The 11007-nt window shown below is 52.0% G+C and carries 1 protein-coding gene; it reads right to left on the bottom strand.

All coding sequences use genetic code 11. The features are described 5' to 3' along the window. Nucleotides 1–4 precede the first annotated feature (4 nt). Nucleotides 5–10759, bottom strand: coding sequence for a surfactin non-ribosomal peptide synthetase SrfAA (gene srfAA, locus U2H13_RS01890; protein WP_154817978.1), 10755 nt, complete (start codon nucleotides 10757–10759; stop codon nucleotides 5–7). Nucleotides 10760–11007 lie beyond the last annotated feature (248 nt).

Genomic DNA, 11007 nt, shown 5'->3' with positions numbered 1-11007 from the left:
TCTGTTAGAGAATTTCCATTAATTTATCAAGTTCATCAAGCGTCAGATCATCATCGCCAAGATCGCTAGGCGTAAGCTCAGGTCCGTCTTGGGCCAGGCAGTGATCTATGATTTTCAAGAGGTGCCCTTTAAAGCTGTCACTGAACGATTGAATGGTTTTTTCATGAAATTCGAGAGAATGATAGGCAAACGTCATCGTCATCTTCCCATTTTCTATAAATCCGACAATATCAAGCGCATTCGGCTTCTCTGTGTCAGGGCTCAGCGATTGTCCTGACGGCATCCCGGATCTTGTAAATAAGCCGGAATCCGACATCTCATTAAACTGGCCTAAGTAGTTAAAGCTGATATCCGGATCAATCTCAAATGAAAGATTCTCTTTATGCTCAGGCGCCGTTACATAACGCAGAATACCGTAGCCGACTCCTTTGTTCGGGATGTGTCTGATGTCTTCTTTCATTTGTTTCAGCTGATATGAAAGATCGTCGGCGTGCTTCATCTCAAGGATCATCGGATACATGCTCGTAAACCATCCGACCGTCCGGGTGATATTCAAGCCGTCAAGAATGTCTTCGCGCCCGTGGCCTTCCAAATGAACGCCGATCGTGTCTTCACCCGTCCACTCTTTCAGCGCCAGTCCGAGCGCCGTGAGCAGGATGTCGTTCATTTCGGTGTGATAGGCTTCATGTACGTTTGTCGTCAGCTGTTCAGTTTGTTCAGGCGTCAGAGAGAAGCTGACCGTTCTCGTATGTTTCATGCGCTGATCACCAGACTGCCTGTCTTTCGGAAGCTGAGTGCATACCTCTTTTTCCTCAAGCTCTCTCCAGTAATCCGCTTCTTTCAGAAACGCCTTCGTATTTGCGTATTCTTTGATTCTCTCAGCAAATTCGGCGAATGAATGTGTTTTCGGCGGCAGCGCCGGTTCATTGCCTTGCTTCAGCTGCGTATAAACGGACGTGAAGTCCTCCAGTAAAATCCGCCAAGATACACCATCCACGACTAAGTGATGGATTGCGAGAAGAAGGTGGTCTCCATCTTCAGCCCGGAAGAGCCCGGCTTTCAGCAGATGTCCTGTTTCCAGTGAAATACTGCTTTGAAGACGGTCTGCTTCCCTTTCGATACGGTCCTCATGGTCTTCAGCAGGTCCGTTCAGCTCAAAGACGTTCAGTTCAACAGACACATCCTCAAGTCCTCTGTAATACGGTTTTTGTTCACGATAAATCATCCGGAGCGCATCATGGTGCACCGTCAGGACATGTAATGTTTTTTCTGTTATCTCCGGATCAAAGCCGTCTTTCGCGTGAAGCATGACGGATTGATTCCAGTGGTGTTTGTCGGTGAAGTTTTTCTCAAAGAACCAGCGCTGGATCGGCGTTAAGTCCGCTTCACCTTCGACAGGGCCTTGGTCGGCCTGCTTGCCTTCCGTCCGCTCCACGTAGGAGACGAGCTCTTCGATGGTCGGGTGCTGGAAGAGGTCTTTCATCTCCAATTTGTAGCCGTGCTGGTTCAGGCGGCTCGCCATTTGGATGCCTTTGATCGAGTCGCCGCCGAGCGTGAAGAAATTATCGCTTACGCCGATCTGGTCAAGACCGAGCACTTCCTGCCAAATGTCGGAAAGCAGCGTCTCCATCTCCGTTTCTGGCGCTTTGTAAGCGGCGCTTCCCGCTTCAATGTCCGGTTCCGGCAGGGCTTTTTTGTCAATCTTGCCGTTTGCGGTGACCGGAAGCTCGTCCATCTCCACCCAGAACGCCGGCACCATGTAGTCAGGCAGCGTGTCTTTCAGCGCGGCTTTGAGCGCTTCAATATCGTCCTGCTGAGGCGCGACATAGGCGCAAAGCGCGGTATTGCCCGCTTTGTCTTCCACCGCCGTCACCGCTGCGTCATGAACGTCCGCAAGCCGGGCGAGGCGGACTTCGATTTCTGAAAGCTCGATCCGGTAGCCCCGCACTTTGACCTGCTGGTCGATACGCCCGATGTATTCGATGCCGCACTGCGCGTTCCATTTGACGAGGTCGCCGGTCCGGTACATGCGCTCGCCGGGCACGAACGGATCTGCGGTAAACCGCTTCGCCGTTTCTTCTTCACGGTTCAGGTATCCGCGCGCAAGTCCGCGGCCTGCCACGCATAATTCACCGGCAATGCCTTCCGGCTGCACCTGATCGCCGTCGCCGAGAATATAAGCTCTCGTATTGGCAATCGCCCGTCCGATCGAAAGCGATCCTTCCTCCGGATTGATGACGCCGCTTGTCGCGACGACGGTGTTTTCCGTCGGGCCGTAGTTGTTGACGATCGTGTACGGCTGTTTCACCGCCCGCTTCAGCTTGTCGCCGCCGACGAGAAGCATGCGGAGAGAAGTATTTTCCAGCTCCATAAATTGTTCGGCGAGCTGCGTAGGCAGGAAGGTGATGGTCACGCCGTGCTCTTCGAAATAGTGATTTAAGCGGGTGATATCCAGCCGGATCGCTTCGTCAATGACGTGAAGTTCCGCGCCGATGGTCCATGTCGGGAACATCTCCCAGATGGAGGCGTCAAAACCGAAGCCCGCGTATTTGGCGCTTTTATCATCCGCCGTCATGGCGAATGCGTCGTGATGCCAGAAGCACAGGTTCACCAGCGCATGGTGTTCGACCATGACACCCTTCGGCTGTCCGGTCGTTCCTGACGTGTAAATCATATAAGCGAGATGATCCGCCGTTGTTTCCGTCTGCGGGTTCGCTTCATCGTTTTCATCAAGCGGCAGGCTCAGAATGGAGCGTCCGCCGTCAAGCAGAATCGTTTCTCCGTTGTAGCTGTCCGGCACGTCCAGCGCTTCCTGTGTGAGAAGAAGCTCGGCGCCGCTGTCCTGCAGAATGTAGCTGATCCGCTCTTCCGGGTAGTCGGGGTCAATCGGCACAAATGCCGCGCCCGCTTTCAGGACGCCGAGTACGCCCGCGGCCATTTCCAAGGACGGTTTCGTCAGGATGCCGACACGTTCGTCAGCCGTGACGCCGCAGTCCATGAGAATGCGCGCGATCCGGTTCGCCCTTGCATTCAGCTCGCCGTACGTCCATTTTGCGCCGTTGTATGCCGCGGCCGGCCGGTCCGCGTAGCGGGCGGCCGTTTCTTCAAAGAGACGGTGAACCGTTTTGTCCCGCGGCACAGAGAGTGTTTTTCCTTTCCATGCATTAAGGAGGGCTTGTTTTTCTGTTTCATTCACCAATGAAAGCTCAGAAAGTTTCGCGGCCGGATTTTCCGCTGCGGCTTCTAACAGTTGAAGCCAGTAATGCTTCCATGTCTCTGCCGTTTCCGGTTTAAACAGCGCGGTGTTATATTCAAGCACAAACGTTAAGCCTTCGTCTGTGTCCTCAGCCGTCATTGTCAGGTCAAACTTGGCTGTTTTTCTGTCAAACGGATGGTGCTTCAGCTCAATTCCTTCCATGACCAGATCTTCCGCATTTGCATTTTGCATTGAGAATACCGCATCAAACAGCGGATTTCTGCTCGTATCACGCTGCACCTCAACCTTTTGCAGAAGGTCTTCAAGCGGATAATCCTGCGCGTCAAATGCATGTAAAGCGGTTTGTTTCACTTCTTTAAGATAGTCCGTGAACGTTTTGTCCGCTTCCGGATACGTACGAAGCGCGAGTGTATTCACAAAAACACCGATGACGTTTGCGAGATCCGCATGTGACCGTCCCGCAACCGGCGAGCCGACAATGATGTCATGCTGTCCGCTCAGTTTTGAGAGAAAGGCGCTGTATGACGCCAGCAGCACCATGTACATGGTAGAATCCGTTTGTTTCGCAAGACTGCGAAGAGCCGACGTCTGTTCCTCAGTCAGAGAAAAGACCAGCTTGTCTCCTTCAAAGGTTTGCACGGCCGGACGGCTGTAATCAGCCGGCAGCGTCAATACCGGAAGCTCGCCGTCAAGCTCCCGAAGCCAATGCTCCTCCTGCTTGCGGTACTGCTCTGATTGAATAAATTTCTGCTGCCATACCGCATAGTCTTTATAATGAATCCGCAGCGGCTCAAGCGTTTCGCCGCCATACAATCGGGACAGTTCATCTATCAGCACGCCGACTGAAGCGCCGTCCGAAATGATATGGTGCATATCAAACAGCAGCAGGTGGTCATGTTCAGCCAGCTTGACCAGTCCCGTTCTGACGAGAGGAAGCTGATCCAGGCGGAACGGCCGGATAAAGCTCTGAATAATCCGTTCAGCATCTTCTTCAGAGGCTTCATAATATTCCATGTCGATATCAGCTTCCGCCCATATGCGCTGAACCGTTTCTCCATCCTTTATGTCAAATGTCGTTCTGAAGGCTTCATGGCGTTCTGTCAGCTGTTTCATGACGGATTTCAGCTTTTCTGCATCAAGCTTTCCTTTTAAGCGGAGCACAGACGGCATGTTATAGCTTGTTTCAGCGCCCTCCAGCTGCTGGAGCACGAACATCCGCTTCTGCGGTGAAGAAACCGGATACGTTTCCTGCTCGGCCGCCGGTGTGATGCTCTCAGCCGCCTTCCGCTCAGCCCCTTCAATCAGCTGCGCCAGCCCCGCAGCTGTCGGAGAAGTGAACAGATCCTTTAAGGTAAGCTGCACGCCGAATGTCTTCTGGATAAGGGCCAGCAGTTTCATCCCCGCTAACGAGTGGCCCCCGATCTCAAAGAACTGATCATGGACGCCGACACGTTCCATTTGCAGCACCTCAGCCCAAATATCCGCCAGTTTTTGTTCTGTTTCATTGCGCGGCGCCGTATATGCCACGGCATTCGCTGCGGTCACATCCGGCATCGGCAGCGCCCGTCTGTCGATTTTTCCGTTCCCTGTAAGAGGCAGTTCATCCAATTGAATAAAGACGGACGGAATCATATAAGCCGGAAGATCCTTCGCCGTATGCTCCCTCAGCTCCCGGGAAGAGATTTCTCGGAGGCCGACAACATACGCGCAAAGAAGTTTGTCACCCGCGCCCTGATCCACAGCGAGCACAATGCATTCCTGAATCTGGTCATGGCTTTGGAGCTGATGCTCAATTTCGCCAAGCTCAATCCGCTGACCGCGGATTTTCACCTGATGATCGATACGTCCGATAAACTCGATATCGCCATTCGGAAGCCATCTGGCCAAGTCGCCCGTTTTATACATCCGTTCACCTTCCTTAAACGGATGCTCTACAAATTTTTCTTCCGTCAGTTCAGGACGGTTGTAGTACCCTTCTACGAGACCTTCCCCGCTGACGCACAGCTCTCCCGCGATACCCGCCGGCTGAATGCGTCCGGCTGAGTTCATAATAAAGACTTCCGTATTGCTGACCGGTTTCCCGATCGGAACGGAGAGCGTATCCTCTTCAATGACATCCACCGGATGGTATGTCGCAAACACCGTGCTTTCCGACGGGCCGTACATATGAAGCAGTCTTCCTTTTCCGACTGCCGCCAGCGCTTTTTTGACATGTTCTACAGACGCTCTTTCGCCCCCGAACATGATTTTCCGAAGCGTCGTCAGACAGGACGGCTCCATATCAACAAGCAGGTGGAACAGGGCCGTCGTAATCATCAGAATGCTGACGTTCTCCCGTTTGATCACACGGGACAGGCGTGACATATCCAGCACCGTATCTTTCGGGACGATCACAAGCTTTGCACCGTTTAACAGCGAACCGAACATATCAAACATAAAAGCGTCAAAGACGTAGTTTGACAGACCGAGCACTGTGTCCTCTTCAGAAACAGTCAAATAGTTCGTGTTTTTTACCGTCCGCAAAATGTTGGCATGTGTGACGATGTTTCCTTTCGGCGTTCCCGTCGTGCCTGATGTATAAGTGAGATTGGCAATCGTTTTGGAATCAAACGGCAATGCTGGATTGCGAGAGTCCTTTTCATAGCTCGCCTCATCATCAGCAAGCACAATGACGCCTTGAAAACCGGCCTTTTCCGCAAGCGGCTTGAGGCTTTGCTGAGTCATGAGCACATTCGCCCCGCTGTCGCGGAAGAAATGCTGAATCCGCTGAACCGGATGCTCAGGATCAATCGGCACATAGGCGGACCCCGCTTTTAACACAGCCATAATGGAAACAATCATATCCATTGACCGTTCACACAGAACAGCCGCGGTTTTTCCGCCGCCTCCGACCGAAAGAATATGCCGCGCAAGCCTGTTGGCGCGTTCATTCAGCTGCTGATACGACAGGGTTTCCCCTTCGAACTGAAGAGCCGTCCGGTCAGGGTTCTTTCGGGCTTGTTCTTCAAAGATCTGCACGATCGTTTGCTCTTTCGGGTATGCCGTGCGTTCCGGGTTGAACCGCTGTAATTGAGTCAAAGCCTCCCGTTCAGAAAGCAGATCATATTCGCTGATTTTCGCATCCGGCTGAGCTGCCGCTCTCTCCAGCAGACGGACATAGTGCGCAAGCATGCGATCCGCAGTTGAGCGCTTAAACAGCTTCGTGCAATAATCCAAATCAAGCGCAATGCCTTCCGCTGTTTCCCGGGCCTGCATGGTCAGGTCGAATTTGGCGATATTGAAGTTTGTTTCATAAAGAGCCAGCGTCAGATTACCGATCTCCGGAATTCCGTCCGAAGCATTTTGCAGACTGAACATCGTGTCAAATATCGGATGCCTGCTCATGTCCCGGGGTACGTTCAGCTCCTCGGTCAGCCACTCAAACGGATAATCCTGGTGGGAAAACGCATCCAGCACCTGCTTGCGCACATGACCTAACAAGCCGGCAAATGTCTGACCCTGCTTCACGGAGCTTCGCAGCGCAAGCGTGTTGACAAACATCCCGATAAGCCCCTCGGTATCAGAGTGGTTTCTTCCCGCTGATGGTGTTCCCACGATGATGTCTTCCTGTCCTGAATACTTAGAAAGCAGCGTATAGTATGCCGATAACAGCACCATGTAAAGGGTGGCTCCGTTTTTCTCGGCAAGCTTCTGCAGCCGTTCCCGCAGCATTTTCGGCAGCTTGACGGACACGCGGTCACCTTCAAAGCTTTGCACCTGCGGCCGCGGATAATCAGGGAGCAGCTGAAGCACCGGCAGTTCCCCGCTGAAGACTTCTTTCCAGTACGCCCGCTCCTTCTTGTAGCCTTCTTTCGCCCGTTCCGCCTGCCATACGGCATAATCTTTATATTGAATGCGCAATTCAGGCAGCTGATTTCCCCCGTAGATGTCAGCCAGTTCCTTCAGCATGATGGAAATAGACACCCCGTCAGAAATCAGGTGATGCATATCAAACAGCAGCAGATGGCTATTGTGACCGAGCGTTTGCAGGCCGATTCTGAACAGCGGCGCCTCAGATAAATCAAAACGGCGCACAAAGTCCTTCATGACCTGTTCATTCGTTCTTCCGCGCGCTTCGATCATTTCAATATGAAACGGAACATGCTCGCCAATCACTTGTCTCGGCGTGCCGTCCTCTGATTGAAACGATGTTCTGAGCGCTTCATGCCTGCTGATTAAGGCAGAAAATGCACGCTCAAGCTTTTCACGGTCTAAAGCGCCCTCAATCATGGCCGCAGCCGGCATGTTATATCCGACTCCCGCGTCTTCAAATTGGCTTGCGATATAAGTCCGCTGCTGAGCGAGCGAAAGCGGATAGCTCGCCTGCTTCTCAGCCGGCTCAATTGCATTGAATGCCGGTCCTTCGTTTCGGTTTTCCGCATAATCGGCAAGCGCCGCAATCGTCGGATGCTCAAACAAGTATTGCAGCGGAATTTCAACGCCCATTTGCTTATGAATTTTCGTCAGAAGCGTCATTGCCTTTAATGAATGACCGCCTGACTCGAAGAAATGATCATAAATGCCCGCCTTGTCCATTCCGAGGACTTCCTGCCAGATGACGGTGAGCATTTCCTCCGTTTCATTTCTCGGCGCGGCATATTCGGATGAGCTGACAGCCTGCACATCAAGCGCAAACAGCTTTTTGCGGTCCGCCTTCCCGCTCGGCGTGAGCGGAATTTCGTCCGTTTTTGTAAAGTAAGCGGGCACCATGTAATCAGGAAGGTGCTTGGACACATACTCCCTGTACTCGGCAGGGTGAAACTCGGTTCCTTTTTCCTGAACGATATATGCGCAGACATCTAAGCTGCCCTGCTGATCCGGCCGTGCCAGCACGACGGCCTGCGCCGCGCCCGGAGCTTTTCTGAGCACCGTTTCAATTTCTCCCAGCTCAATACGGTAGCCGCGGACTTTCACCTGATCATCTTCACGGCCGATATATTCGATCGTCCCGTCCGGCAGCCAGCGCGCCATATCACCCGTGCGGTACATGCGGCCGCTTCCGTTAAACGGGTCCTGCAAAAACTTCTCTGCGGTCAAATCCGGAAGATTTAAATAGCCGCGGCCTACACCATCACCCGCGATATACAGCTCACCGGCCGTGCCGTCGGGCTGAAGCCGCTGGTGCTTATCCAATATATACAGACGGGCGTTGCCGAGCGGTTTTCCGATCGGAACGTACGCCGCCTGTTGATTCATTCCGTTATCGGCTGACATCTGATGCACGGACGCATCTACGCACGTTTCTGTCGGCCCGTAGACATTCGTCAGACGCGGCGTCCTGCCCGATTGATGAAAGAGCGTCATCAGCTGTTCAGCAACAGCCGCGGACAGGCCCTCTCCCCCAATGAGCATGTGGCTGAGTTCAATTCCGCTGACATCTCCCGCCGCAACCATCATCTGCAGATGCGCAGGCGTTCCGTCAGTGGCTTCAATCCGGTTTTGACGATAATAGTCCAGCAGTGCCGAGCCATTCGTTACAGTCGTTTTCGGCACGATATAAAGCGTCTGTCCCAAAAGAAGCGAGGCGAATATCTGTTTGACGGACGCATCAAAATGAAACGGAGCCAAAAGCGCCATTCTTAATGTCTGCTCACCGCATTGATAAATCTCCTGCTGCAGTGATTGCACCAGATGATGAACTTGCCGGTGCTCAATCATCACGCCTTTCGGCCGCCCCGTTGTACCTGACGTGTAGATGATGTAAGCCAGCCGGTCTGATTGTGTGCTGACACCGTCCGCAGCCGTCTCATACTGAACAGCCTCGTCAAAATCAATCCGTTCGGCATCCGCTGCAGGCGCCTGTATTCCGGCTTCCGTCAGAACAGCCTTCGCTCCGCTGTCCTCCAAAATGTACTGAATCCGATCCGCTGGAAAGTCAGGATCTATCGGCACATAGGCGCCGCCCGCTTTCAAAATTCCCAATATTGCCGCAATGACACGCTCAGAACGGCCAAGCAGCACCGCGACAGGAGAATCGGCTGATATCCCGGCTTGAAGAAGACGTCCGGCAATACGTCCTGACTGTTCATGCAATGTGCGATAGGACAATGTTCGGCCTTCATACACAACCGCGGGTTTGTCAGACAGTGACTTCACTTTCTCTTCAAACAGCCCCGGAATCGTCATCTCCTTGCGGTAATTCACCGGATTGCCGGAGGCCCGTTTCAGCAGCCGCTCTTTCTCGGATTCAGAAAGAAGAGTAAGTTCATCAATTATGCGATCAGGAGATGAAATCGCATCTTCAATCAGCGTGATCAAACGTTCAGAAACAGATTCAATCTCTTCCCCCTTGAAAATGTCGCTGCGATAGTCAAAATCAATTGTCAATTTCCCGGTGTCCCATCGTTCCTTCACATGAATTGAAATATCATTTGTACCGCTTCCGCTGAAAATAGGGTCTGTCAGGAAGGACAGATTCTCTTTTTTCTGCCACTGCATCACCTGGTACTCCAGAGCCACCGTAAACAATCTGCTCAGCGAACTTTTCGAAGCGCGCAAATCATTGACAAGCAGGTTATACGGATACTTTTGGTGGCGGAGAATTTTCATCAGATCCTTCATCCGGCCTTTAACGAATTCCAAGAACGACTGTCCTCCGTCAACGCTTGTCCGCACAGGCACCGTAGATACGAACATCCCGAGCATCTGCTTTTCTTTCGCATTCGTCCGGTTTCCCATAAACGTACCCGTGACAACGTCATCACGACCGGTCACTTTGTAGAGATAAGTGATCAGAGCTGACTGGAACAGAGACAGTACGCTGACTTTATGCTCCTCGCAGAATGAATGAATGCGGCCATATAAGTCGTGAGGAATTTCTTGAGAAAACCGTTTCGCATTAAGACCCGCATCTGCCTGGCTCCGTTTCAGGGACACAAGCTCCGGCACGGTCTCAAACTGCCCGTTCCAAAAATCCCGATCCTTTTTAAACCTCTTCGACTGCACATATTCCTGCTCTGTCAGCACGTGCTCAATAAAAGAAGGAATCTCCGTCTGTTCCTCACTTGTCCCGCCTGAAAGCTCCAAATAAATATCAGTAATCGCATTGCCCAGAATTGTCATGGAAATCCCGTCTGAAATAATGTGATGCACATTAGCGTAAAACCAGACCTCATTTTCACTGATCGTGTGCACGGAAAAACGGAATAAATCCTGATCATATAACGCCAGAGGCTTGCCAGCTTCTTCACGCCCCCATTTGGACAGCTCGTCCGCAGAGCAGCCGGCTTGCCTGATATCCGTGTGCCCGATAGAGAGCGGACGGTATTCGCTCACATATTGAACGGGCTCCCCCTCATCATCAAGCCGCAGACGGATTCTCATCGACTCATACCGCCGGACGAATTCCTGTATCGCTTTCTCAACGTAATGAGCCTGTACGCCGTCTTCAGAAATGAGTTTCCCGAAGCCGGCTAGATTTGAAATGCTTGTGTTCGGATAGAATTTTTCTGTATACCAGATACGTTTTTGAGCATTTGTTAAAGGATAAAAAGTTATTTCCATATGTGTGCGCCTCCCCTTTTTAAGATAAAGTTGTCAATTCTCCCTTAGAAACAGCCTCCCTCTATGTCCCTAACTCATTCTCAAGCCAAAAGAACCACTTACCTCCAAAAACGATCCCGATTCAATCACCGCCGAAATCCGTCATCCGTTCACCCGCGCAGTCCGAAATGCGGCATCAAATTTATGAGAAATCAAGACAAAAAGCCATTGATTGTAAGCACGAAAGGTTTACCTATTTCTGCATGTAT

This window comes from Bacillus sp. A1 (assembly GCF_042296235.1).
Lineage (GTDB): Bacteria > Bacillota > Bacilli > Bacillales > Bacillaceae > Bacillus > Bacillus velezensis.
Note: the sequence above shows the minus strand (reverse complement) of the source record. Positions and strands in the feature narration are given on the sequence as shown.